At 70.1% G+C, this 25,024-nt stretch carries 21 protein-coding genes; 13 read left to right on the top strand and 8 right to left on the bottom strand.

Features of this window, described 5'->3' with window-relative positions; translation table 11 throughout:
- Positions 1 to 790: 790 nt before the first annotated feature.
- Together mnmG and rsmG are read left to right on the top strand one after the other, a co-directional pair.
- Positions 791 to 2,638: a tRNA uridine-5-carboxymethylaminomethyl(34) synthesis enzyme MnmG gene (gene mnmG, locus G4D86_RS38250; RefSeq protein ID WP_163999219.1), complete on the top strand. Its 1,848-nt coding sequence runs from the start codon at positions 791 to 793 to the stop codon at positions 2,636 to 2,638.
- Between the two features lie 98 nt (positions 2,639 to 2,736).
- Complete coding sequence (gene rsmG, locus G4D86_RS38245) at positions 2,737 to 3,390, top strand: 16S rRNA (guanine(527)-N(7))-methyltransferase RsmG (RefSeq protein WP_163999218.1); 654 nt, start codon at positions 2,737 to 2,739, stop codon at positions 3,388 to 3,390.
- 358 nt (positions 3,391 to 3,748) lie between these two features.
- On the opposite strand, the gene G4D86_RS38240 is transcribed toward rsmG, so the two are convergent.
- Together G4D86_RS38240 and G4D86_RS38235 are read right to left on the bottom strand one after the other, a co-directional pair.
- Positions 3,749 to 4,138, bottom strand: a complete 390-nt coding sequence (locus tag G4D86_RS38240; RefSeq protein ID WP_163999217.1) for a cupin domain-containing protein — start codon at positions 4,136 to 4,138, stop codon at positions 3,749 to 3,751.
- Positions 4,139 to 4,148: 10 nt separating this feature from the next.
- Positions 4,149 to 4,994, bottom strand: coding sequence for an SDR family oxidoreductase (locus G4D86_RS38235; RefSeq protein WP_163999216.1), 846 nt, complete (start codon positions 4,992 to 4,994; stop codon positions 4,149 to 4,151).
- On the opposite strand from G4D86_RS38235, the gene G4D86_RS38230 reads away from it, so the two are divergent.
- Both G4D86_RS38230 and G4D86_RS38225 read left to right on the top strand, forming a co-directional pair.
- Entirely contained in the window at positions 4,993 to 5,703 is a 711-nt protein-coding gene (locus G4D86_RS38230) for a TetR/AcrR family transcriptional regulator (protein WP_240360696.1), read from the top strand. The two genes, G4D86_RS38235 and G4D86_RS38230, sit on opposite strands and share 2 nt — an antisense overlap.
- A 126-nt stretch (positions 5,704 to 5,829) precedes the next feature.
- The gene (locus G4D86_RS38225; protein ID WP_163999215.1) at positions 5,830 to 6,492 is read left to right on the top strand and encodes a hypothetical protein; all 663 of its coding nucleotides are present in this window, start codon (positions 5,830 to 5,832) and stop codon (positions 6,490 to 6,492) included.
- Positions 6,493 to 6,675: 183 nt separating this feature from the next.
- On the opposite strand, the gene G4D86_RS38220 is transcribed toward G4D86_RS38225, so the two are convergent.
- Entirely contained in the window at positions 6,676 to 9,156 is a 2,481-nt protein-coding gene (locus tag G4D86_RS38220; RefSeq protein WP_240360695.1) for a PAS domain-containing sensor histidine kinase, read from the bottom strand.
- A gap of 5,498 nt (positions 9,157 to 14,654) precedes the next feature.
- On the opposite strand from G4D86_RS38220, the gene G4D86_RS38215 reads away from it, so the two are divergent.
- From G4D86_RS38215 to G4D86_RS38190, 6 genes are all read left to right on the top strand, one after another.
- Positions 14,655 to 15,446 carry a ParA family protein gene (locus tag G4D86_RS38215; protein WP_163999214.1) on the top strand — a complete coding sequence of 264 codons (792 nt, stop codon included), beginning with the start codon at positions 14,655 to 14,657 and terminating at the stop codon, positions 15,444 to 15,446.
- 105 nt (positions 15,447 to 15,551) lie between these two features.
- Positions 15,552 to 16,448: a ParB/RepB/Spo0J family partition protein gene (locus G4D86_RS38210; protein WP_163999213.1), complete on the top strand. Its 897-nt coding sequence runs from the start codon at positions 15,552 to 15,554 to the stop codon at positions 16,446 to 16,448.
- Positions 16,449 to 16,451: 3 nt separating this feature from the next.
- Positions 16,452 to 16,898 (top strand): bactofilin BacM, encoded by a 447-nt coding sequence (bacM, locus tag G4D86_RS38205; protein WP_163999212.1) that lies wholly within the window; start codon positions 16,452 to 16,454, stop codon positions 16,896 to 16,898.
- On the top strand, positions 16,898 to 17,443 hold the full coding sequence (locus G4D86_RS38200; protein ID WP_163999211.1) for a hypothetical protein: 546 nt from the start codon (positions 16,898 to 16,900) through the stop codon (positions 17,441 to 17,443). Before bacM ends, G4D86_RS38200 begins: the two co-directional genes overlap by 1 nt.
- 78 nt (positions 17,444 to 17,521) lie before the next feature.
- Positions 17,522 to 17,983 carry a CoA-binding protein gene (locus tag G4D86_RS38195; protein WP_163999210.1) on the top strand — a complete coding sequence of 154 codons (462 nt, stop codon included), beginning with the start codon at positions 17,522 to 17,524 and terminating at the stop codon, positions 17,981 to 17,983.
- A gap of 227 nt (positions 17,984 to 18,210) precedes the next feature.
- Complete coding sequence (locus G4D86_RS38190) at positions 18,211 to 18,405, top strand: hypothetical protein (RefSeq protein WP_163999209.1); 195 nt, start codon at positions 18,211 to 18,213, stop codon at positions 18,403 to 18,405.
- Positions 18,406 to 18,831: 426 nt separating this feature from the next.
- Here G4D86_RS38190 and egtD read toward each other — a convergent pair whose 3' ends face one another.
- Both egtD and egtB read right to left on the bottom strand, forming a co-directional pair.
- Positions 18,832 to 19,860, bottom strand: coding sequence for an L-histidine N(alpha)-methyltransferase (egtD, locus tag G4D86_RS38185; RefSeq protein WP_163999208.1), 1,029 nt, complete (start codon positions 19,858 to 19,860; stop codon positions 18,832 to 18,834).
- A 4-nt stretch (positions 19,861 to 19,864) separates the two neighbouring features.
- A complete protein-coding gene (egtB, locus tag G4D86_RS38180) occupies positions 19,865 to 21,208 on the bottom strand; it encodes an ergothioneine biosynthesis protein EgtB (RefSeq protein WP_163999207.1) in 1,344 nt (447 codons plus the stop codon).
- A gap of 292 nt (positions 21,209 to 21,500) precedes the next feature.
- Between egtB and G4D86_RS38175 the strand changes: the two genes are divergently transcribed.
- Positions 21,501 to 21,875 (top strand): response regulator, encoded by a 375-nt coding sequence (locus G4D86_RS38175; protein WP_163999206.1) that lies wholly within the window; start codon positions 21,501 to 21,503, stop codon positions 21,873 to 21,875.
- 18 nt (positions 21,876 to 21,893) lie between these two features.
- Here G4D86_RS38175 and G4D86_RS38170 read toward each other — a convergent pair whose 3' ends face one another.
- Together G4D86_RS38170 and G4D86_RS38165 are read right to left on the bottom strand one after the other, a co-directional pair.
- Entirely contained in the window at positions 21,894 to 22,169 is a 276-nt protein-coding gene (locus tag G4D86_RS38170; protein ID WP_240360694.1) for a hypothetical protein, read from the bottom strand.
- A 587-nt stretch (positions 22,170 to 22,756) separates the two neighbouring features.
- A complete protein-coding gene (locus tag G4D86_RS38165) occupies positions 22,757 to 23,155 on the bottom strand; it encodes a c-type cytochrome (protein ID WP_163999205.1) in 399 nt (132 codons plus the stop codon).
- A gap of 250 nt (positions 23,156 to 23,405) precedes the next feature.
- Here G4D86_RS38165 and G4D86_RS38160 point away from each other — a divergent pair, with 250 nt between their 5' ends.
- Complete coding sequence (locus tag G4D86_RS38160) at positions 23,406 to 23,945, top strand: hypothetical protein (RefSeq protein WP_163999204.1); 540 nt, start codon at positions 23,406 to 23,408, stop codon at positions 23,943 to 23,945.
- A 16-nt stretch (positions 23,946 to 23,961) separates the two neighbouring features.
- Here G4D86_RS38160 and G4D86_RS38155 read toward each other — a convergent pair whose 3' ends face one another.
- Positions 23,962 to 24,333, bottom strand: coding sequence for a sensory rhodopsin transducer (locus G4D86_RS38155; RefSeq protein ID WP_163999203.1), 372 nt, complete (start codon positions 24,331 to 24,333; stop codon positions 23,962 to 23,964).
- Between the two features lie 287 nt (positions 24,334 to 24,620).
- Between G4D86_RS38155 and G4D86_RS38150 the strand changes: the two genes are divergently transcribed.
- Positions 24,621 to 25,010 (top strand): helix-turn-helix domain-containing protein, encoded by a 390-nt coding sequence (locus G4D86_RS38150; RefSeq protein WP_163999202.1) that lies wholly within the window; start codon positions 24,621 to 24,623, stop codon positions 25,008 to 25,010.
- The last annotated feature ends 14 nt before the right edge of the window (positions 25,011 to 25,024 follow it).

The following is a 25,024-nucleotide window of genomic DNA, read 5'->3' as shown; positions in this document are numbered from 1 at the left end:
CGCCGTAAGAAGGCCGGCTGGGACGAGCGCTACCTGGTCCACTTGCTGGGGGTGAAGGGCGCCTACACCCCCAGACCCTCCAAGCGGAAGCCTGCCCCACCCCGCGGATGAAGATGCGATTCCCCTGGGGCACCGGCCCCCCGCCAGCCGGCATGTCAGACCCCTCGGCTATTCATATCCCCGTCGCGCACACGGAGGCGTCGGACCCTAGAGGCCCGAGCTCGCGTCCACCCTTGCGCCCTCACCGCACGGATTGGTCCGCCTTCCGTGTCGCGCGACACCAGACTCTCGCCGCGCGGGCCGGGGATGCCTCGCGTGGAGACGGCGCACGTCTTTCTCCGGTCCTTGGGGGGACCCCGGAGCGTCGTGTGCCAGCGCGGGCGGACCCTCGGGGCCGCATTGACGGCAGGTGTGTCGCCCACCGGGGGAGGGCGACGCGCACCCGGACCGTCCCGCGAGACATTTCAAGACGCCGTCCAGGCCGGGGGGCCGAAGCCAGCAGTTCTGGCTCGGCCTTCCGGAGGGTGGCCGGTGCGCGCGAGGCAGGCAGGCCTCAACCCCTCCCACTGCCTGCCTCGTGCGCTCCCGTAAAATCCCAAAGGAGAGGGAAGGGTGGGGCGCTCGTCCCGTCGGACGCCCCTTGGAGTAGGGCCTTTGCTTGCCAAGGGCTCGCGCCGGAGACATACGGAGGCGCGAAAGGTCGCGGCGCGCGGAGCCAGGGTGCTCGGGCGCCAGGACGGAAGCCGGGGCGCTGTCAGGTGCCGGTGTCCCTCGGCGACCCTCGTGAGCGATGGGACTCCGATACGACGTCATCGTGGTGGGCCTGGGCCATGCGGGCTGCGAGGCGGCGCTCGCCTGCGCGCGGATGGGACTGGCCACGCTGGGCCTCACCCTCAAGAAGGACCGCGCGGCGGTGATGAGCTGCAACCCCGCCGTGGGTGGCACCGCCAAGGGCCACCTGGTGCGCGAGCTGGACGCGCTGGGCGGCGAGATGGGCCGCGCGGCGGACTCGGCCGGCACGCACTTCAAGACGCTGAACGCCTCCAAGGGCCCGGCCGTCCAGGCCACGCGCGTGCTGTGCGACCGCGAGGCGTACTCGGCGGGGATGCGGGCCGTCCTCTTCTCGCAGCCGAACCTCACCGTGCGCGAGGGCGAGGTGTCCGCCATCGTCGCCGAGGGCGGCCGGGTGGCGGGCGTGGTGCTGGGAGACGGCACGCAGGTGGAGGCCGCCGCGGTACTGCTCACCACGGGCACCTTCCTCCAGGCGCTGATGCACGTGGGCGAGAAGAAGGAGGTCGGCGGGCGCCTGGGTGACGACGCCGCGCGCGGCCTGTCTGACTCGCTGCGCGCGCTGGGCTTCACGTTGGGCCGCTTCAAGACGGGCACGCCGGCGCGGCTGGCGCGCGCGAGCATCGACTGGGACGCGGTGGAGCCGCAGCCCGGGGACTTCCCACCGCGCCCGTTCTCCTGGCGCACGAAGGGGGAAGTCGCGGCGGGCGCGCCGTTCCCGAGGCAGCCCGACGTCGTCTGCGGAATCACCGCGACGACGCTGCAGACGCACCAGGTGCTGCGCGACAACCTGCACCGCTCGCCGCTGTACCAGGGGGAGATTGTCGGCCGGGGCCCGCGCTACTGCCCGTCGCTGGAGGACAAGGTGGTGCGCTTCGCCGCGCGCGAGCGTCACCAGGTCTTCCTGGAGCCCGAAGGGCCCACGTCGCCGCTGGTGTACCCCGCGGGCCTGTCCACCAGCCTGCCGGCGGACGTGCAGCTCACCTTCCTGCGCACCATTCCGGGCCTGGAGCAGGTGGAGGTGGTCCGCTACGGCTACGCGGTGGAGTACGACTACGCGCCGCCCACGCAGCTCGAGTCCACGCTGGAGGCGAAGGCCGTGGCGGGCCTGTACTTCGCGGGGCAGCTCAACGGCACCTCGGGCTACGAGGAGGCCGCCTTCCAGGGACTGTGGGCCGGCATCAACGCGGCGCTCGCGGTGAAGGGCGAGCCGCCGCTGTTGCTCGGCCGCGACGAGGCGCACGGCGCGGTGCTGGTGGACGACCTGGTGACGAAGGGCGTGGACGAGCCGTTCCGCATGTTCACCAGCCGCTCGGAGCACCGGCTGAAGCTGCGCGAGGGCAACGCGGACCTGCGGCTCGCCTGTCACGGGCACCGCGTGGGCCTGTTGCCTCGCGAGGCGCTGGAGCGGGCCGAGGCGCGTGCGCGCGCGGTGGCGGACGAGGTGGCGCGGCTGAAGCGCTCGGGCCTGGCGGCGCGGCTGAAGCGGCCGGAGGTGACGTATGCGCAGCTGGGGGAGGGGAGGGCGGACTGGCCCGCGCTGCCGGAGGACGTGGCCGACGAGGTGGAGGTGGAGGTGAAGTACGAGGGCTACATTGCCCAGGCGGCGAGGGCGGCGGCGCGCGAGGCGGAGTCGACGGACCGGTGGCGGATTCCGGAGGGCTTCGCCTTCCGGGAGGTGCGCGGGTTGAGCTCGGAGGCGGTGGAGAAGCTCACGGCGCACCGGCCCGGGACGGTGGGGCAGGCGCGGCGGATTCCGGGGGTGACGCCGGCCGCGGTGTCGCTGCTGCTGGTGGCGCTGAAGCGGGGCAGTGGGGCGTCTGGCGGCTGTGGACAGCCGGTGGAGTGATCAGGAACCGGGCTGTGGATAACGTGTGGGAAACTTTGAGGGCCGTCGCCACCTGAGTGATTCCGGGGGGTTGTGGGCCTGTTGGCTGTGGAGGCGTTGTGGATAACGCGCGGTTCGTAGATCTGCTGGCATCCGGGAGCCGGGCGCTGGGCGTGGTGGTGCCGGAGGGCGTGGGGCCCCAGCTGCAGCGGCTGATGGCCGAGCTGCTGAAGTGGAACGCGAAGGTGAACCTCACGGCGATTACCGCGCCGGAGGAGGTGCTGGAGAAGCACTTCCTGGACTCGCTGGCGGTGCTGCCGGAGGTGACGGGCGCGGCGACGCTGCTGGATTTGGGCGCGGGCGCGGGCTTCCCGGGGCTGCCGTTGAAGCTGGCGCTGCCGGCGCTGGGCGTGACGTTGGTGGACGCGGTGGGGAAGAAGGTGGCGTTCATCAAGGCGGCGGCGGCGAGCCTCGGGTTGCAGGGCGTGCGAGGGCTGCACGCGCGAGCGGAGGGCAAGCCGGAGGCGGAGGGGATTCCGCGCGCGGAGCTGCTGATTGCGCGAGCGTTCATGGACCTGCCGGACTGGCTCGCGCTGGCGCCGGGGTACGTGGCGCCGGGCGGGCGCGTGGTGGCGATGCTCGGCAAGGCGCAGACGGATGCGGAGCTGGCGGCGCGCGCGGCGGAGCGGCAGCTGCGCGTCGTGTCCGCGCGGGCGTACCGGCTGCCGTTCTCCGGAGCGGAGCGGCAGGTCGCCGTGTTCGCGAAGGAGTAGGGCAGGGCGGTACCCGTCGCGGAAGGAACGTTCCTTCCGGTACCGGAGTCGGAGGAGGGCCGGGCGGCGGCGCCCGTCGTGGAAGGAACGTTCCTTCCGGTGCCCGAGTCGGAGGAGGGCCGGGCGGCGGCGCCCGTCGTGGAAGGAACGTTCCTTCCGGTGCCCGAGTCGGAGGAGGGCCGGGCGGCGGCGCCCGTCGTGGAAGGAACGTTCCTTCCGGTGCGCACGCCAGAGCAGGGTAGGGGGGCGCCAACCAGGTACTCCGCCCCGGAGGCTCGCGGATGCCCGCTCCGTGGAACAGACCCGGGCCCTCGCATGACAGCGAGGACCCGGGCCGCTCCCCCGCGCGGTGCGCCGCTCAGTGCCGGCGCTTTCCCTCGGGATGTTCGGTCCACGCCTCGTTCCCGTCGCGGGGCGTGACGAACAGGATGTGGACCTCGGGCGTGTGCAGCCGCCCTGAGTGGGCCACGCCTCTCGGTATCAGCAGCGCGTCTCCCGCACCGAGGTCATGCGCCTGGTCCGGTCCGCTCGCCGGACGCAGTGTCATCGTCATGCGCCCGGAGACGAGCACGAGCAGCTCGTCCCCTCCGTCATGGCGCTCCCAGAAGCCCTCCGTTCCCTCCACGCCAATCCGGATGACGCCGAGCATCGCGTCGCGCGGCGCTGCGAAGTCACCGAGCATCCGGGCATGACGAGGGTCGGCAATCGCCGCGAGCTCCGTGGCGATGGTGAAGCACAGGCCCGTCATCACCGCCTCCTCAAGCTGCAACCGTGTCGGTGTCGAGCTGGAGGGCCGTGGCCAGCAGCTTGCTGAACTCAGCTTCGGACAAGGTGCGGCGGGCCTCGATGAGCCGCTTCGCCCCCTCGCCGATGGCGATGCGTAGCGGCGGCGCACTGTCTTCGATGACCTGTTCCACGACGCGGGCCAGCAGGTCGGGGTCATTCCCTTCCTCGCGCGTCGCCCGCTCCAGCAGGGACACCAGCCGCTTGCGCCGGGGCGCGAGCTCCGGGTGCTCGACGTGGGGATGGTGGAAGCCGATGCGCGTGCGCATGCCGTCGGGCTCGAGGAGCGTGACTCGGAGCCGCGTGTCGCGCAGCTCGTGCGCGAGCGCCTCCGACATGGCTTCCAGCGCGTGCTTGCTCGCCGCATACGCACCGAGGAACGGCACCGCCACCGCACCCGACAGCGAGCTGATGTTGACGATGTGCCCCGAGCCCCGCGCGCGCATCGTCGGCAGCACCGCCAGCATCATCCGCAGCGCGCCGAAGAAGTTCGTCTCCAGCTGCGCGCGCGCATCCTCCAGGCGCGTCTCCTCCACCGCGCCGATGAAGGCGTAGCCGGCGTTGTTCACCAGCGCATCGATGCGCCCTTCACGAGCGAGCACCTCACCGACGCAAGCCTCCACCGAACCGTCCGAGCACACGTCGAGCGTGAGCATGGGCCAGTCCGTCTCACCCGCCGGCTGCCGGCTGGTGCCGTAGACGCGGTGGCCGCGCTGGACGAGCCGCGCCGCCGTGGCCCGGCCGAGGCCCGAGGATGCGCCCGTCACCAGGACCACCTTGCCGTTGTTGTTCCGAGCTTCCGAAGTGCTTCGACCTTCCATGCGTGCCTCCGTTGTTGACGCGGAAGCAATATGCGAATGTTTCGTCACATTCGGTATTCGCATTCAGGAGCGCCCGAAACGCATGACGTCCGTCGAGACAACCCCTCGGAAACTGCCGCGTCAGGCGCGCTCACGGGCGACGGTGGACGCGTTGCTCGAAGCGGCGGCTCAGGTTCTGGTGGAACACGGTTACGAAAAGGCGACCACCGCGCGAGTCGCCGAGCGGGCCGGCGTGAGCGTGGGCTCGCTCTACCAATACTTTCCGAGCAAGGAGGCCCTGGTCGCCGCGCTCATCGAGCGTCACGCCGGAGAGATGGTCCAGGTCGCGGAGGAAGCCTTCGCCGGATTGGGAGGTGCATCGCTCGAGGACGGCCTGCGCGCCATCATCCGTCTCGGCGTGGATACGCACCGCATCTCTCCCTCGCTCCACAAAATCCTCTTCGAGCAGGTGCCGCGCGTGGGGCGCATCGCGGAGGTGATGGACACGAATCGGCGCATCACGGAATTGATTGAGCGGTTCCTCCGCGCCCACGCGCGGCGTCTGCCCAGGGGCATGCAGCCCGCGGTCGCGGCGGTGATTCTCGAGACTGCACTCGAAGCGCTGACCCACAAGGCCGTCACCGAGCGCCCCGAATTGCTCAAGGGCGGACTGCTGGAGCGGGAGCTGTACCAGCTCGCGGCCGGCTATCTGTTCCACGCGGGGAAGTGACAGGTGAGGTGCGGCGCTGTGCCCGTTCGCGGAACTGTTGGCACGTTTCAGCGAAGGGCGTGACGGAGCGCCGCGCGAGTGGCGCGGCGCGGGCCCACCGTTAGTTTCGTGGTGGGGGTGCCACGGATGAAGCCGCTGCGCACGGAAGGGCCACTCGTCTGGATGTACGACCGCAACCACGACGTGCTCGCGCGCGAGTCGCGTGCCGGTTTCGAGCGACGCCTCGGGCCGCCGCACGGAAGGGATGCGCAAGGTGATGGGCTCGGGCCGACGGAGTTCTGGCTCTGGCGCGCGGACTGCGGCCTGACGGTGGTGGCCCTCTACCGCGAGCGTACTGACTCGTTCCAGGTCTTCACGGACGCGGAGGAAATCGACCACGCGCTCGCGCACCTCGGTTGGTGGAGCGCGGAAGTGGAGTGGCGCGCGGATGAGGGGAAGCCTCGCGCGAGGAACGGCTGGGCCGTCTACCGGCAGGACGACACGGGCAATCGCCATGACGTCTGCGTGATGCAGGTCCGCGCCCGTGCCGAGTGCCTCGCGCGGCTGATGGAGGCCCGGGCCCACAAGCAGTGGTACGCCGTCGAGGCCCGTGGAACACCGCCGCCGCAGTCGCAGTCGAAGCCGCCGCGAAGTGGCTGGGCCGTCATCCGCCAGGATGAGCACGGCAACCGTGTGGAAGTGGCCGTGCATCCGAGCGAGGACGTCGCGCGCAAGCTCGCCGCGGCGTACGACGCCGAGCCCCGGCACAAGCAGGCGTACTTCGTGGAGCCGGTGGCGCCGCGCTCTTGAGTCGGAGCCGCGGCGACCGGGGCCCTGCACAAGCGGACTGCTTCATGAATCCCGTGACGCCGCGCGCGTGAGCGAGCACCTCGACGTCCGAAGCCCCGGCACAAGCAGGCGTACTTCGTGGAGCCCGTGACGCCGCGCGCGTAAGCGAGCACTTCGACGTCCGAAGCCCCGGCACGAGCAGGCCTACGTCGCGGAGCTCGTGGCGCCGCGCTCCTGAGTCGGGGCCGCGAAGTCCGCAGGCCCCGCGACGGGAAGCTCCACGATGAAGGCTGCGCCGTCGCCAACCGCGCTGCGCACGCGCAACGTGCCTCCGTGTGCCTCGACGATGTGCCGGGCGATGTGCAGTCCGAGGCCGAGCCCGCTGACCTCGCTCGCGCCGACGAGCCGCTCGAAGCGCTCGAAGATGCGGTGTTGGAACTCGGGAGGGATGCCCGGTCCGCGGTCCTGCACCTCCACCCGTGCCGAGCTCCCCACCGCTTGCGCCGTCACCTTGAGTGGCGTGCCCGGCGCGTACTTGAGCGCGTTGGTGAGCAGGTTCGTCAGCACCTGCTCCAGCCGGTAGCGGTCCCACCGTCCAACGACGCCGGACGCCAGGTGCAGCTCGAGCCCATGGCCGGCCTCGGTGAGTTGCTGCCGGAAGCGCTCCACCACGTCACCGGTGAGCTCGGCGAGGTCCACCGGCTCGGGCTGGATGTTCAGCCGCCCCGTGGCGATGCGGGAGATGTCGAGCATGTCCTCGACGAGCCGGCTGAGCCTGCCGATGGAGCGCTCCGTCTGCTCGACGAGCCGCGTGACGCGCTCGGGTTCGAAGGCGGCCGGGTCGCCCGCGGAGATGCGCTTGCGCACGTACTGCGCCTGCATCTTCATGGAGGTGATGGGCGTGCGCAGCTCGTGCGAGGCGATGGACAGGAACGTGTCGCGTGAAGCGATGGCCTCCTGCGCGCGCTGGAACAGCCGGGCGTTGTCCATGGCCACGGCGACCTGGGCCGCGAGCCCCGCGACGAGCGTCTCTTCGCGAGCCGTGAAGGTGCCCGGGGTGGGGTGGCCGAAGAACAAGCCACCCATCACCTCGCCCGAGCGCGAGATGACGGGCACGGCGAGGTAGCTGCGCACGGGCAGGTGGCCCTCGGGCATTCCGCGTCGCGGCGGGTTGTGGCCGTAGCGTGGGTCCTTCGTGATGTCATCGCTGCGGACGATGCCCGTGCCCTTGAAGGTGGGCTCGAACACGGGCGTCGAGCGAGGCATGGGGAACTTCGAGAACGCCTCCTTCGCCACGCCGGAGAGCGTGTACAGCATGTACGACTCACCACGCTCGTTGAGCACGTTGTAGAAGAACGCGCCGAACGCGGCCTTGGTCAGCCGCGTCGCCGCGTCCGTCACGCCCTGCACCAGCTTCTCGAGCTGGAGCTCCGCGGCCAGCGCCTGGCCCGTCGAGTTCACCAGCTCCAGCGTCTGGAGTGACTCGTTCTTCTCCTGCAGCGTCTGGCGTAGGGACTCCTCGAGCTGCTGCTCGGCGGTGACATCGCGCGTGAGTCCGTCGAACCGCTTCGGCGTGCCGTGCGCGTCGAAGGAGACGCGGCCCTGGGCGTGGACCCACCGGACCCGGACGCCGCCGCCCTCGTCGCGGGGCACGAGCACGCGGTAGCGGACGTCATAAGGCACCCGTTCCGAGTGCGCGCGCTGGAAGGCTTCGGCCACTCGGGGCACGTCCTCCGGGGCGACGCACTCGTGCAACCGCGCTCGTGTCACCGGGCCTTCGGCGGGGAGAGCGTGCTGCTGGCGGTAGATGGCGTTGCAGTCCATGACGTCGAGCGGCAGGTCGCAGTACCAGAGCCCGAGTCCGGCGGTCTGCACGAGGTGCTCGAAGCGAGCTTCCTGCGTCTTGCGCTCGTCGATGTTGGTGACGGTGCCGGCCATGCGCGTGGGCAGGCCCGTCACCGCGTCGTAGTACGCGCGGCCGAGCGACTGGACCCAGTGGATGCCGCCGTCGCGCCAGACGGTGCGGTACTCGAGGCGGTAGGAGGAGTGCTCGCGGATGCTGGCCTCGACATGCGCGACGACGCGGGAGCGGTCGTCGGGGTGAACGAGCTGGATGAAGTCCGCACGGAAGGTGCCGCGGAACGAGCCCGGTGCGATGCCGAAGACCTGCTCGCAGCGCGGGTCGAAGCGCAGCGAGTCGGTGGCGATGTCCCAGTCCCAGGTACCCAGGTAGGAGGACTCGAGTGCCAGGGCCAGCCGCTGCTCGCTCTCTTCGAGCCGGCTGCGGACGAGCCGTTGTTCGTGGATGTCGATGGCGGTGCCCAGCCGGAAGCGGACGGAGCCGTCCGGGTTCTTCACGGGCATGGACTGGGTGTGGTGCCAGCGCCAGGTGCCGTCCGCGCGGCGAAGGCGCAGCTCGAGCGAGAAGGGCGAGCCCGTGGCATCGGCCTGCCTGCAGATGGCCACGGTCGAGGTGAGCTCATCGGGATGAAGTGCGGCATCCCAGGCCGCCGCGCCGAGCACGTGCGTGGGCAGTCCGGTGAAGGCGTGCCAGGCGGGGTTGAAGTAGGTCGTCTCGCCGGTGGCGGTGGCGGTCCAGACAATCTGGGGCATGGCCGCGGCGAAGGTACGGAAGTGCAGCTCGTCGTCTGTCGGAGGTTCGGGCGGGGCTGAGCGCTCAGGCATTGGGCTTCGAGGTGACCCGACGCGAGCACCTCCGTCAACGACAGGCCCGGGCGCGCCCGTCAGGGAGAAGACGTTGGCGCGGCGGGAGGGGAGGCGCGCGGAGTGGTGAGGGTTTCGTGGCACGCGCGGGCGGTCCAAGGCGCGTGGACGGTGAGGTGTTCGTGGCGTGTTGATGGCGAGAGGCCACGGCGCGTCGTGGACTGGGAGGTGTTCCTGGCGAGCGCATGGATGCGCGCGGCCGATGGCGTCCTGCTGTTCCACGTGGAACCTGGTGCGGCGAAGCATGCGGCCGGCGGAGCGCGGCGGAGGAGATGGCTCAACTGCCGCGGCGCAGGGACGGTGTTTCACGTGGAACGAGGTGCCCGGTCCAGCGCGTCCATGCGCGGCAGTGGGCGCGTCCGCGGTGACTGCGCCGCACCGTGTTCTCGTTCCACGTGGAACACGGGCGGCTCCGTCCTCGAGCACCTCGGTTCGAACCACGGGCGCGGATGACATCGCGTCCCGCGTGAAGCGCGATGGCTCCAGCCCGTTCCTCGAGAGCACGTGGTCGAACCGATGCTGAGTTGAACGACGCAGCCGCGAGTTCCACGTGGAACGAGGGTGGCTTCATCAAGCACGCCGGTTCCGAGCCACGGTCTCTCAGGCGTGAGCGCCGTCAGGTTCCACGTGGAACACGGAGGCCCCTCCGGTTCCGTAGGCGCAACGGTTCGGACCGCGTGCGCACTGGCGTGAGCGACGCCAGGTTCCACGTGGAACGCGGCGACGCATCCGGTCCCTCATGCGCAGCGATTCGGACCGCGTGCGCACTGGCGTGAGCGACGCCAGGTTCCACGTGGAACACGGCCGTTCCATTCGCACCGCCAGGCGCAGCAGTTCAGACCACGCTCGCACGCGCGCGGGCGCCGTCGCGTTCCACGTGGAACGAAGGTGGCCCATCCGCTCCTTCGTGCACAGCAGTTCGAACCGCGTTCGCGCGAGCACCGCGCGTGTTCCACGTGGAACGCGGGCGGCTTCACTCAGTCCTTCAGTCCATCCACCGCGAACTGCTTCCGGCCGGCCATGCGCGGTGTCAGGTGCAGGGGCGCACAGCCGGACAGGTGAGGACTCAAGCCTGCCGGTTCAAACCACCACCGCATCAACTCGCGCGGCATCACGTTCCACGTGGAACACGGCCACGTGCATCGAGTGCTTCATGCGCATCGCTTCAAGCCGTCATCACGCCCACCCGCACGACATGGGCTCCAGGCACCGCGCTACCGGCTTCAGCACGTGCGTTGTGCTTTCCGGTCCAGCCTCTCGCTGGGCTGGATCGTGCGGGAGCACGAGCCTCGCGGAGCGCGATGCGCTTCAACGAGTGCTTCATGCGCACCGACGCCAGCTACCCGCGAACCCGGGCCGTGTGACCTCGCGTTCCACGTGGAACGTGGTCAGCGTCACGTGGTGCTTTGCGCCTACCGGTTCAGACCGCCGCGGGGCTGACCGGTGTGGCGAGGCATCCCATGTGGAGCGTGAGCTGCGCGATGAAGCTCTAAGGCGACGCTGGTTCGAACCGCCGCTGAACTGAGCCTCGCGGCATCCCGTTCCATGTGGATCGTGGATGGCTTCACTTCGAGTTTCACGCGGACCGAAGCAAGTCAGCGATGGCCTCGCGGCGCGGTCCGCGGAAGCGCGGTCGTGTTCCTCGTGGAACGTGGATGGCTTCACTTCGAGTTTCACGCGGACCGAAGCAAGTCAGCGATGGCCTCGCGGCATGGCCTGCGGAAGCGCGGTCGTGTTCCACGTGGAACGCAGACGCGCCCCTGAACCACGCTGTCAGGCAGCCAGGAGCAGGTTCAGCGGCCACGATTCGTGGTTGAGGACATGGGGCTGTTCCACGTGGAACCTCGGTGCTCCGTGGTCGCGACTTCATGCGGACCTGTGGAGCCCATGCGCGGAGCAGGGGAGCGACGCGGGCACGTTCCACGTGGATCGCGATGGCTCATCACCGGCACTGTCGTGGAGGCGGGCTGGTGCTCACGATGCCGGGAAGAGTGATGTGCACGGCGTCTGGTTCCACGTGGAACAGGGAGTCCCTTCGCCATCGACTCATGCGCGGAGACGGCTCGCGGTGGTGAGGGCGAGGCGCTCTCCATCTGGAGCATGGGAGCCTGACGCCGCCGCTTCGTGCGGAGGCCTGGTTCGGAACCGAGAGGTCAGGGCGCGTTCCACGTGGAACGTGGATGCCGTTGGCGGTCGCGTCGCGTGGAGACACCGCGCGCTGGCAGTCGGGCACGAAGCGGTCCACGTGAAGCTTGGAGGCCTGCAGTTCATGCCTTGCGCGGAGGCGCCGTGCGGCGGCGAGCAGTCCGGGGCATGTGCCGCGTCGAGCGTGGACGCCGTTGGCCGTCGCTTCACACGGAGACACCGCGTGGTGCCGAGATGTCGGAAGCGTTCCACGTGGAACGTGGATGCCGTTGGCTGTCGCTTCGCGCAGGCGCCGTGCAGCGGCAAGAGGTCTGGGGGCGTGCCACCTGGAGCGTGAAGGTCTGGCGCCGGCAGTTCGCGCGGAGACACCGTGCAGCGACCCGTTCCACGTGGAACGTGGGGTCCCACCGCAGCCGCATCTGACGCAGGCAGAGTGCGGCGGCCTGTTCCACGTGGAACGTGGGGTCCCGCAGCAGTCGCTCTGCATGGAGACACCGTGCAGCGAGCGGCCCGTTCCACGTGGAACGTGGGGTCCCGCAGCAGTCGCTCTGCATGGAGACACCGTGCGGCGACCCGTTCCAAGTGGAACGTGGGGTCCTGCCGCAGCCGCTTCTGACGCAGACACCGCGCGGCGACCCGTTCCACGTGGAACCTGGGGTCCTGCCGCAGCCGCTCCCTGCAGTGTTGGCGGGACAGGGAGCGGTCCACGTGCGGTGCTGGTTGAGTCCCGTGGACGCCTTCGCGCGAAGTCTGGAGGCGGAGCCACCACGGTGGCGTGGAAGGCGGAGTCGGGTTCCACGTGGAACGGGAGCCCATCCGCCTGCACCTGCCAGCACATCGCGTCCACGGCGCTGACGTTGCGGTCGGGGCGAGGCGCTCGGTGCCGCGCCCCGACCGACGGATGAAGGAACTCCATCAAGGGCTTCCGGCATGCCCCGGGTGCCCCCAGCCACTGGCCCCTGTCGCGCAGAAGCGAGGCCTGCGCCGCCGATGGGGACTGACCCGTTCCACGTGGAACGTGGAGGCACCGCATTCCCGCGCAGGGCGACAGGTCCGTGGCTACCGAACCACTGCATGCCGCATCTCGGGAAGGCGGAGCCATCCACCGTGAAGCTCCGAGATTCGTGCCTCATCCGCCATGCGGTCCGCATGAAGCGGTGGGGGCTGCATGCCGCAGGCTGTTTCCGCGCGGATGCCGTCCAAGGGACGCAACCCATCGCTGCGCGGGCTCATGGGGCCCGAGGCGGGACACGCCGAACATGGATGCACGGCATGCGGTGCTTTCAGGAAGCGACCGCGACTTGCGGCGGAGTCGTGCGGCGCAGTGAAGGCGCTGACGCCGCGTTCGACCTCGGGCTCTTCGCAAGCGCAACGACCGGGCCCTCGCGGGAGAGAACCGCGCATGCGCATGGTCAGTCATTGCCGGAGAGCGACGGTGGTCCGCAGTCCGCGCGAAGTGCCCTGCGGACGTCCCATGGTGGGAAGGCGGCGGGGCGGAGATGCGTGGTGGCGGAAGCTCGCTTCACCCGGGACCGGAGCATGCGCTTCGAGCCTGAGTCCGGGGCCTCCAGGCAAGGAACTCCGTGACCTCCGTCGCCGTGGTGCCCGCATCAGCGGTGGCTCGGTCCATCCCTGTCGACGCTGGGGACTGCGCCTGGGTATCTCGGGCCGTGCGGCTTGCGGATGCGTCGGCCTTTGACCCTCATGCTCGCGGGAACCCGGTCCGGCGCGCGAACGCGGCTCGCATGGAACCGGGGATGACGTCGCTTCGGCACTGCGTGGCGGGAAGCCTGCTCATGGGCAGGGTGCTGACCAATGGAGCGCGCGGCTCAAGCTCAGCCCCGTGCGCTGGCCGGCAGTGGTCGCACGCGAGCCGGAACCAGAGGGGAGGGGGCGGGAGTCCCCGACCGAATGCCGGCAGCGCATGCCTCTGCTCAGGGAGCGGTCCGCGAGCAGGAGCCAGCACTGGGGCGCATGCCGCGACTGGAACACGGCTCACATGGCCGTCACCGCCACGACGTGACGCCACTGCGGCGACCCGGAGCGCGGGCTTCACCGAAGTCCAGGTGCAGCCGCATCCCATCCGTGTCCGCCCATGCGGCTCACTGCATGGGGAAGGGAACCGCGGGGACTGCCGGGCATGGGCTCCCCGGCAGTTGGCCGGAAACCTTGGGCTGCCTGGCAATGACCTGCATCACCGCGCCCGAGTCCACGCATGGAAGTCGCTCCCGATAGCCCGGGAGACGCGAGCTTCATCGGAACTCGTTGCGCGCGGACAACGCGGAGGCGCGGCTGTTGCCAGGCCACGCGCCGATGCTTCACCGCGCGCGCTCGAACTCGAGACCGCACAGGTCCCACCGGCAGCCAGGAACAGCGTGGGGCCATCACGCCTCCACTTCGGTCCGCATGCTGCGCAGGTCTCACAGGTCCGAAGCTTGAATCACACGGAGCCGAGCCTCACTCGGTCCATCGAACCGACTCGACCGCGAGCTGGCCCGGTACACCCGACCTCCGGTGCCACGCATCGAGACCCGCTGCGATGAAGCTCCTCAGTGGCGATTCCTTGCGCGGCGGCCCCTCCATCGCGAGTCCGTGCGACGCAGCCGTCCATCGGGCGGCTGCTCAGCGGCGCGCTCGGACGCCTTGAACCACCCACGGCTCACAGGAACTCGCCTGCTTCCCTGGTCGGACCCACAGCCGGCGAGCCAGCCCAGGGTCCACCGCATCCGCAGCAGACCGCATGTCCGCATCCTCATAGAGGGGCCTGACATGAGAGCCCTCCCGGTCCAAGCAGCCAAGCCCACCAGACCGGAATGAAGCCGCCCATTCCCGGCCCAATTCCCCCTAGCCTCCCCAGCACCCAGGCCAGCGACCCGTGGAACCCTGCCTCTAGCCACAAGGACGGGAACGGGCGCCACCTCCTTTATATAGGGAGCGGGAACCAACCCGCCTCGGCACCCACGGCCCCGCCCAGCCACGGGCCCTCGGCACCGCACCCCGGGACACGCGAGCACTCAACCCGAGTCGGGCACCGCGACCGTGCTCACACGGCCCCCTGCCGCGGACAGCTCCACCCCACCGACTCACGCGATGACGCCGTCACCGAATCGTGCCCATCCACCGTGCCCGTGGTGCCCTCGCGCCGTCCGCGTCCTCCCTCGCGGAAACACGGCGAAGAGAGCAGGGAGGCGAGGGGCGCCGACAATTTGATCCTCCCCCGAAGCGGGTGCTAGGAGCGTGGATCAGCGCGCAACCGTGCACGGCTTCACGCGCGGGGCCCTGGCACAGGCCGGGGAAGAGAGAGGATGGGCCACGTGGGTCGTATCATCTGCATCTCCAACCAGAAGGGCGGCGTGGGGAAGACCACCACCGCCATCAACCTCGCCGCGAGCCTCGCCTCCGCCGAGCGCCGCACGCTGCTGGTGGACATGGACCCGCAGGGCAACGCCGGCAGCGGGCTCGGCCTCAAGCGCGACGACCTCCACGGCACCATCTACGACGCGCTCCTCAACGGCCGCCCCGTCAAGGAGCTGCTCCACCCCACCGAGCTGCGCTACCTCCAGGTCATCCCCGCCACGCCGGACCTCACTGGCGCCGAAGTCGAGCTCGTCAACCAGGAGCGCCGCGAGTTCCGCCTCCGCGATGCCCTGCGCCCCCTGGCCGCCGAGTACGACTACGTCATCATCGACTGCCCGCCGTCGCTGGGCCTGCTCACGCTCAACGCGCTCGCCGCCGCGGACTCCGTGCTCATCCCGCTGCAGTGCGAGTACTACGCGCTCGAGGGCCTCTCGCAGCTCACGCACACCATCGACCTGGTGAAGCAGGGCCTCAACCCGGACCTGCAGATGGAGGGCATCCTCCTCACCATGTTCGACGCGCGCGCGAACATCGCCCACCAGGTCGTCGACGAGGTGCGCGGCTACTTCAAGAAGCAGGTCTTCGAAGTCGTCGTCCCGCGCAACGTGCGCCTGTCCGAGTGCCCGTCCTTCGGCAAGCCCATCATCCTCTACGACATCAAGTCGAAGGGCTGCGAGAGCTACCTGGCGCTCGGCCGCGAGCTCATGAAGCGCGACACTCCCAAGTCGCCGCGCCGGCGCGTGGCCTGAAGTGAGCCGAAGTCTTCCGGAAGCAGCGGGGGCTCTCCGAGGTTGCCGGGGAGCCTTTGTCGTTCATGGCCGCCGTGAAAGTCGCCGCGGCGCTGGAGTCACGACGTGGTGAAAGCAGACACGCAGAAGCGGGCGCTCGGCCGAGGGCTCTCCGCCCTCATCCCCCAGGCCTCCCCCGCGACCAACAACAAGGCCGCCGAGCAGGCCGCCAACAAGGCCGGCGTCCTCAAGCTGCCCATCGAGTCCATCCACCGCGACAAGGAGCAGCCGCGCCAGCACTTCGACGAGGTGAAGCTCAAGGAGCTCTCCGAGTCCATCAAGGCTCAGGGCGTGCTCCAGCCCATCCTCGTCCGCAAGGACGGTGACGGCTACCGCATCATCGCCGGCGAGCGCCGCTGGCGCGCCTCCCAGGCCGCGGGCCTCAAGGAAGTGCCCGCAATCGTCAAGGATGTGACGGAGGTCCAGGCCTTCGAATTGGCCCTCGTGGAGAACCTCCAGCGCTCGGACCTCAACCCGATTGAAGAGGCCCTGGGCTACAAGCGGCTCGTCGAGGAGTTCAAGCTCACGCAGGAGCAGGTCAGCCAGCGCGTGGGCAAGGAGCGCTCGACGGTGGCCAACGCCCTGCGGCTGCTCGCGCTGCCCGACGACGTGAAGGTCATGGTGGCGGACGGTTCGCTGAGCATGGGCCACGCGCGGGCGCTGCTCGGGGTGCCGCGCCTGCCGGAGCTGCAGAACCTGGCCAAGCAGGTCGCGGACAAGAAGCTCTCCGTGCGTGACACGGAGCGGCTCGTCCAGCAGAGTCGCTCCTCGGGCAAGAAGGATGCGGGCAAGTCGCCGCCCAAGCAGAGCCCGCAGGTGAAGTCACTGGTGGAGGAGCTTCAGCGGCGACTGGGGACGAAGGTTCGGCTCACTGAACGCAGCCCCGGAAAGGGCACCATCGAGGTGGACTTCTTTTCGTACGATGACCTCGACCGGCTCTTGAAGCTTCTCAGGAAGGAGTAGGACGTGGCGCTCCTTGGCGGCAAAAAAGACGAAGCACCCAGCAAGCCTTTGTTCAGGCGGGAGGAGGAATCCGTGTCGCAGCGTTCCGGTGAGGTGCATACGCTCCTGGGCAAGGGGAGCGAGTTCGAGGGGAAGCTCACGTTCGAGGGACAGGTCCGCATCGACGGAAAGTTCAACGGGCAGATTGTCACCAAGGACGTGCTCGTCATCGGTGACGGCGCGAAGGTGAACGCTGAAATCCAGGCCGGCACCGTCATCATCAACGGTCAGGTCGAAGGCAACGTGAAGGCCACCCAGGTCATCGAGCTCAAGACGCCCGGCCGCGTGAAGGGCAACCTCGAGACGCCGTCGCTGTCCATGGACCGCGGCGTCATCTTCGAGGGCTCGCTGAAGATGGAGAACATCGGCGGTGGCGGGAAGCCGCCTCCCCCGGGTGGCGAAAAGAAGTAGTGCGCTCGCGGAAGCACATCGCGTGGGTGCTGGCGCTCGGCCTCCTGCCCGGCTGCAAGGGCTGCAAGCAGGAGGACGCCGCGCCGGCCGCCGCCGCTCCGGATGGCTCGGCGCATGGCTCGTCCATGCGCTCGGGCATCAAGGTGCCGCTGCCGGACGGTTGGTCCGCGCAGGTGGCGCCCGACGACAGCTTCCAGGCGGGCCCGCCCGGCCGCCCGGTGCTGCGGGTGGACCTGCGGCGCGGGCAGGGCACGCAGAAGCCCTCGGCGGATGACCTCGCGGACCGCGTTCGCGGGGAGCTGAAGGGCTTCGAGGTGTCGCTGGACCAGGAGGAGGAGACGGAGGGCTACACCCTCCTGCGCATCACCATGGCGCCGAAGCTGGCGGATGGTGGCCTGGGACTCCAGACGCCCGGCTTCTTCGGCGCGCGGCGACTGGGGGACGACTTGTTCCTCTGTGCCAGCCTGCCCGGTGCCTCGCCGGAGGACGTGCTCGAGGCCACCGAGGCGTGCCGCAAAATCGAGGTCCAACCCGCGCCGAAGTAGGTCCCGCCTGGGGGCACGGGTGACGTGCTCCCTCGCCGCCGGGTCTGGTCGTGGCAACCTTCCGTCGAGGAGGCAGCCATGGACTGGAAGGACAACCTCGTCGAGGACGATGCCGGAGTACAGGAGGTCCTCGCGAGCAGCCGGCGCGTGGCGGTGTTGGGCATCCGCTCGGAGAGCCAGGCGCACAAGCCGGCCTACGCGGTGCCGCACTATCTGCAGGCGCACGGCTACGACATCGTCCCGGTGTCGGTGCACGGTGAGAAGGGGCCGATTCTCGGCCAGCCCGTGTACTCGGCGGTGGCGGACGTGCCCGGGGCGGTGGACGTGGTGCAGGTTTTCCGCAAGCCCGAGGACATCGACGGGCACGTGGAGGATTTGCTCGAGAAGAAGCCGCGCGCTGTGTGGTTCCAGCTCGGCATCCGCAACGACGCGGCCGCGGAGAAGCTGGCCCGCGCCGGCATCCGCGTGGTGCAGGACCGGTGCATGAAGGTGGAATTGATGAAGCGTGAGCGCGAGCAGGCAGGCGTGGCGCCCGCGTGAACATCCGGCGTGCGCCGCGTGTCCAACCGATTATGAAATTCGTGACGGGGAGCAAGCCCTGCGGGACAGGACGAGGGGTGCACTTCCGTGCACGCCACGTCGTCATCGTCGCTGAGGGACTTCCACATTCTGTCACGGTTACTTAACCTGCACTTCCCCGGCCCGCGTTGGGTGCCCTCCCGGACCCATCAGGACCTCCCACGCAGTGCCTTGCCAGGAGTCCCCGCATGTCGTTCTCCGGAATGCTCCCCCTCCCACTCGCCACCGTGGACCTTGGACCTCTGGGGGAGCAGGTGATTGTCGCGGGCGGCGTCATCGCCACCGTCGTCGCCGGGCTCTGGGCCGCGTGGACGCGCCCCAACGCGCAGCCCGTGCCGGTGCCCGTGCGCGCACCGTCGCGCCGCAACCCGCCGCGTCGCTAGTCAGTCCCCGGTTCGTCAGTCCTGCACGCAGCCCGCGCCTTCCGCGTGAGTCCTTCCGTGGAACGTGACGCGTGCACCCGGCAGTCCCGCAAGACATCGGGCGTGGCGGCGGGTTGAACCCCAGCCACCCGCCCGATGCATCCCCCCGGCGGGATGTGTTGGCCCATCCTTCCCTCGGTGGTGCGCGAACGGGTCGAGAAGACCCCGGGAGCCTCCGTTGCCAGGAGGCAAAACGTCAGGCTCCCGATGCTCCCTCTCCGGCAGGAGGAAGGAGTGTCACCCCGACGCGCGAACCCACTTCAGGAAGGCGACCAGAAGGGTCCCCGGCCCTGGACCCCGATTGCCGGCCACACCCGTCCGGCATCAAACGATTCTCGGCCCGAGCGTCGCCAAGTTGCGACGCCCGCGCGAGATTTTTCTCGAATCTCAACGTTTGAGCGCCAAGGACAGCGCGAAGTCGCCCGCGGTGTCCGTCCACCACTCGGTGAGGGTGAGGCCGGCCTCCGCCAGCTCCGCCTCCACCTGACGCCGCTCGAACTTGCAGCTCACCTCGGTGCGCAGCACCTCGCCCTCGGAGAAGTCCACGCGCCGCCGCAGCGTGGACAGCCACACCGCCTGCGCGCGCTTGGACACCAGGCGCATTTCGATCCACGCGTTCTTCTCGTCGAAGGGCGCGAAGTGCTCGAAGGCGTCCGGCTCGAAGTCCGCGCCCAGCTCGCGGTTGAGGACCTTGAGCACGTTGCGGTTGAACTCGGCGGTGACACCCGCGCTGTCGTTGTACGCGGCGTACAGCCGCTCGCGGTCCTTGATGAGGTCCGTGCCCAGCAAGAGCCCGTCCCCCGGCTGGAGCCCCGCGGACAGCTCGCGCAGGAAGAGCGCGCGCTGCGCCGGCTTGAAGTTGCCGATGGTGCCCCCCAGGAAGGCCACCAGCCGCCGACCGCCGCCGGGCAACTGGCCCAGGTGCCGCTCGAAGTCGCCCACCACCGCGTGCACGCTGATGCCCGGGTACTCGCGTGCCAGCGAGTCCGCCGCGCGCCGGAGGAATGTCTCGCTCACGTCGAAGGGAACGAAGCGCGACAGCGCGCCCGCCTCCTCCATGGCGTCCAGCAGCAGGCGCGTCTTCTCGCTGGTGCCGCTGCCCAGCTCAATCAGTGTGTCCGCGCCACTGAGCCGCGCCACGTCGCCCGCGTGGGCGAGCAGGATTTCGCGCTCGCGCCGCGTCGGGTAGTACTCCGGCAGCCGGGTGATGTCGTCGAAGAGCTGGCTGCCGCGCTCGTCGTAGAGCCACTTCGGAGACAGCTCCTTGGGATTGCCGCACAGCCCCTGGAGCGCTTCCGCGCGGAGCGCGCGCTTCGCGTCGCCCGGCCGCACGTACACGTCCACCCTCACCCCCGGGGCGCCCTGCGTGCCGCCGCCCGGAGTCCCCGTCGTCGTCTGCGCCGTCCTCACCCGCATCGCCTCACCTCACGTCACGTGCACAGCGAAAGCCGGCGAAAATCTGCCGGCGGTGGGGGAAGTCCCAGTTGCGAAAGCCATTGCGCACCGCCACCGGCGCACTGGCCCACGCTCCTCCCCTCAACACCTTGTAGTCCTCTCCGAAAAACACCTCGGAGTACTCGCGGTAGGGGAAGGCGGCGAAGCCCGCGTACGGGCGGAAGTCGCTCGCCGTCCATTCCCAGACATCGCCCAGCAGGCCCCAGACGCCGTCGTGGCTGACACCCGCGGGGTAGCTGCCCACCGGCGCCGGGCCCCACGTGTCTCCGCCCAGGTTGGCGTGCGCCTCGGTGGGCGCCGCGTCTCCCCACGGGTGCTCGCGCGGCGTGCCGTCGCTGCCGCGCGCGGCCTTCTCCCACTCGGCCTCCGTGGGCAGGCGCTTGCCGGCCCAGCGCGAGTACGCGTCCGCCTCGTACCAGCACACGTGCTGCACGGGCTCGTCCTTGGGCAGCGGCTCCACCAGGCCGAAGCGCCGCCGAAGCCAGACATGGCCACCTTGAGGCAGCCAGAACTGCGGGTGGCGCAGCCCTTCTTTCTGGACGAAGTCCCAGCCCTTCGGGTGCCACCAGCGCGGGTCCTCGTAGCCGCCGGACTCGACGAAGACGAGGTAGTCGCCATTCGTCACCGGGTGCGCGTCCAGCAGGAAGGGGCGCACGTCGGTGAGGAAGGCGGGGCGCTCGTTGTCGTAGGCCCACGGGTGGTCGCTGCCCAGGCGCACCGGGCCGCCGGGGATGAACACCTCCGACAGCGGCACCGCGCCGGGACGCGGGCGGGCGCGCGGTGACGGGATGCGGTACTCCACCGTCGTCATCAGCTGCAGCGTGGCGGCGAGCGTCTCCGCGTGCTGCTGCTCATGCTGCGCCACCATGCCGAAGACGTAGCCGCCCACGAGCAGGGGGTCCGTGCTGGTGTCGGGCAGCGAGTCCAGGTGCTCGCGCACCGCCTCGCGCACGCGGGCGGCGTAGGCGAAGGCGGACCCGGGCCCCATCAGCGGCAGCTCCGAGCGCGTGGCGCGTGGATGCCGGAAGGCGTCGTAGATGGCGTCGAAGGCGGGGTCCGTGAGGGCCGGGGCGCCGAGCGCGCGCAGCAGCCACTGCTCCTCGTAGTTGGCGACGTGGGCCACGTCCCAGACGAGCGGCGACATGAGCGGCGAGTGCTGGCGCAGCAGCTCGGCTTCGGGCAGCCCGGCGAGCATGCCCAGCACGCGCGCCCGGGCCGTCTCCAGCTCGGCCCACGCCCGTGCCTTCCACGGCCGTGCCTCGCCGCCTCCCTGTCCTCGGACCCTGGTTCCCTCTGCGATTCGGGACATGACCGCTCCAAGGTAGGGAGGCGCCCCACGCGGAGGTAACCCCTGGCCCACCGCCGCCCGAGCCTCCCGTGAGGGACTGCACGCTCCCCGGATCCCGGCGTGGCCTTCTGGATGAACAAGCCTCTCTTCCGTTTCGACCTCAAACCAAAAAAGCGTCGTTTCGAGGCTCAGCGGAAATGTCCGCCAGGGGGGCTGATCTCAGCGTCCAGGCGGCGGATTTCTGTCCACTAATGCTGGCTCGGGGGGCGCTGCGGGTCGCGGTGCGGCTTGCGGGGCTTCTATGCTTTCGCACATGGCCACCGCAGCGCCGCGCAGGTCCGTGCTCGTCGTGGAGGATGACGAGGACATCCGGGCCGCCATCGCGGAAATCCTGGAGGGGGAGGGCTACGACGTCGTCATCGCCGCCAATGGCAGCGAGGCGCTCGAAGAGCTCCAGCACATGCGCCGGCCGTGTCTCATCCTGCTCGACTTGATGATGCCGGTGATGAACGGCCACGAGTTCCTCGCGCGCATCCGCGAGACGCCGCGCATGCAGGGCGTGCCGGTGCTGGTGCTCACCGCTGTCTCCACGGAGGCGCCGCCGGGCGCGCGCGGCCTGCTGCGCAAGCCGTTCATCGTCGAGGAGCTGCTGGACGCGGTGCAGAACCTCTGCGGCACGGTGGCCTGAGCGCTCGGCCGGGGCCGCTCACGGCTTGCGCGGCACGCGTACGAGTGACAGCAGCGTGAGGGTGTGCGAGCGCTCGTCCCAGGTGTACTCGAGCTCCAGTCCGTGCTCCGGCAGGGCATGCCGGCCAAGTCCGTTGGTGGCCTCGGGAGCGCGCCCGGTGGCTTCACCGAGCCCCTCCAGCACCTTCTGGAGCGCGAGGAAGGTCTCCGCCGACATGCGCCCCACCTCGCGCCAGGCCTGGGGCGCATAGTGCACGCGGTACGGACCCTGGTTGTGGTGGCGGAGCTGCGGCATGCCCGGTTTCGTCGTTCCTTTCCCGGGTCCGCTCCTTGCCAATGGCGTGCCTGCCCGCTCTCGCTGGGAGTCCGGGTAGATGCCCAGGTGTGCGGCGACTCAGGGTGAAGGAGTTACAGGCCGCGGCGCGGAGGCGCGGAAGAAACGACAGGAGGGGCAGTCCGAGTGGGGGGCCGTGCCCCCAGGCCGGCCCCCGGGGTGTGGGCGCGAGGCCACGCTCCGGGTGGTGGGGAGCACGGTGTGCGGCGATGCCGTCAGCGGGGGCGAAGCCGTGGCCCTGTGCCGGGTGGCGGGGAGCACGATGTGCGGCGATGCCGTCAGCGGGGCGACGCCGTGGCCATGCTCCGGGGGGCGGAGCTCACGATGTGCGGCGATGCCGTCAGCGGGGCGAAGCCGTGGCCAAGCTCCGGGTGGCGGGGAGCACGATGTGCGGCGATGCCGTCAGTGGGGCGAAGCCGTGGCCATGCGCCGTGCGGCGGAAGGCCCGTGCCGATTCCGAGGTGGCGCGGCGTGCGGGCGCCGCTCCACCTCTCAGGCACCGCGCCCCTCGGAGACCTTTCGACGCGCGTCGTGCCGGAGCCGCGGGCTCAGGGCGCCCCACAGACGAGCCACTCGGAGAGCTGGCGTCGCTCGGCGTCGGACGGGCGCGGGTCGTTCAGCGGCATCTCGGTATTCACGCTGCCATCCGCGTTGGCGCCGGCCTCTTCGTTCATCTCCTCCGCGTGCGCGCGCACGGAGGCGATGAGGTCCCAGTCGAAGCCCACGGGCGCTCCGTTGCGCGCGGCGCCGGTGCGCGTGGAGCTGTGGCAGCGCGTGCAGTAGGTGTCCAGGAAGGCCCGGCCGAAGTTCTGCTCGGTGAGCTGCGTGCCTCCCGTCGGGCACTCCACCGTGTCGTCATTGCCCCCGTCATCGTCGTCGTCATCGTCGCAGCCGGGCACGAGGGTGAGGCAGGCAAGCGCGGCCATGCAGCCAATCAGGCGTGACATACGGTCTCCTCTGGCGGGCACTCGGTTACCCGGAGCGGGGGAGGGCTCGCCTGCCTCCCGGATAGCGGAGCGGGGGCGCTGGCCGTCACTGGTCGGGGGGGTCGCCTCGCGTCCGGCAGCGGACTGCCCGCGCGGCCGCTGGGGAAGCAGAGCCCCGAGCACCCGCCGCGCACTGGCTGCCCGCCCGCGCGCCGCATGTCCACGTTGACGCCTGGGGCCGAGCGCGCGGCGGCCCCGACAAGGAGGCGCGATGGCTCGGCGGAGGTACACCCCCTGGTCGGCGACGAATGGACTGCTCTTCGGCGTCGCCGCGGGCGTGGTGCTGGCGCTGGCGGAGGTGGTGCTGGCCGTGGCGGCGGGCGACAGCGCCATGCGTCCGGTCCGCATGTCCGCGGGAGTGGTGCTGGGGCCGGCGGCCTTCACCCCGCAGGTGTCCGCCGGCACGGCGCTGCTCGTGGGCTTCGGCGTCCACGTGCTGCTGTCCGCCCTCTCCGGGCTGCTCTACTCCTTCCTGGACGCGATGCTGACGCCGGACGGCCGGGGCCGCTGGGAGTTCCAGGCCGCGGTGGGAATGCTCTTCGGCATGTTCATCTGGCTGCTGAACTTCCAGTTCGTCGGGCGCGGCTACTACCCGTGGTTCCTCGACGTGCCACAGTTCCCCCAGGTGGTGCTGCACGCCGTCTTCCTCGGCCTGCCGCTGGGCATGCTCTTCACCGCGGCCGAGCGCAGGCGCGCGCTGCTGGACGCGGAGGACACGGCCACCGCCGAGGCGCGCGGCGTGGACACGTGAAGCGCGGCGCCGGGCGTCACTCCGAGAAGGCGATGGTCGTCATCAGCGCGTTCTCCGCCTGGCGCGAGTCCAGCCGCGTGTGCTGCACGACGATGGGCACGTCCGAGAGGATGACGCTGGCGTAGTCGGTGTCGCGGGGCACGGGCGCCGGGTCCTTCAAGTCATTGAAGCGCAGGTGGAGCGTGCGGCGCGCGGGCACGGTGACGCGGTAGGGCCCCACGGGCTCACGGTCCTTGAAGAAGAGCGTCACTTCCACCTGGGCGTCGCGGTCTCCCGTGTTGAGGAGGCAGGCCGTCTCGTGGCTCGTCATCGTCGGAGCGGGCCCGGTGCTCTGGCTGGGAATCCAGCCCTCGGCGATGGCCCACCTGCGGCGTCCGATGGAATCCATATGCGTGCGGCTCCGTGCGTGAGTGAGTGGAAGGCGCCGCGAGCGTGGACACGCGCCGCTCCGCGCGGAAGCGTGCGCGGCGCCGTCCGTGGAAAAAGCGACGGGCGGACGTTGGAATCGCGTGACTCCGCGCAAGGCACGCAGCGCCCGCAAAGTGGCGTGGTGCAAGGCCGAGCCTTGTTTGAAAAAACGCTGAAGGTATGGTGAAAGTACCCGACCTTGAGGGTTATCTATGGGCCTCCGAGGCGCCTGGAGCGGGGCCCCTCCTTTCGTGGACTGACACACGCATGGACACAGAATTGGCGAGCATGCTGGGAGCCGCGTCGAGGGCCGCCCGGGTGCGCATGGGACTGACGCAGGCCGATGTCGCGGAGCGGATTGGCATGGCGTCGGAGGTGTACGGGCGGCTGGAGCGCGGGCACATGCTGCCCAGCGTGCAGAACCTGCGTCGGCTGTGCGTGGTGCTCCACGTGCCACCGCACGAACTGCTCGGCCTGGGCGAGGACCTGTCCGCCCCGCCGCCCGCGAAGGACAAGGTGGCGCCCAATGTCGCGAAGACTCGCGAGGACGACACACCCGAGATGCGCCGGCTGATGCGCAACCTGCGCAAGCTGTCGCCGGTGCAGCTCAAGCTGATGAACCTGGTGGCTTCGGCCATGCACCAGAAGAAGAAGTAGCGGGGCGCGGGCCG

Source organism: Pyxidicoccus caerfyrddinensis (genome assembly GCF_010894405.1).
Taxonomy (GTDB): domain Bacteria; phylum Myxococcota; class Myxococcia; order Myxococcales; family Myxococcaceae; genus Myxococcus; species Myxococcus caerfyrddinensis.
Note: the sequence above shows the minus strand (reverse complement) of the source record. Positions and strands in the feature narration are given on the sequence as shown.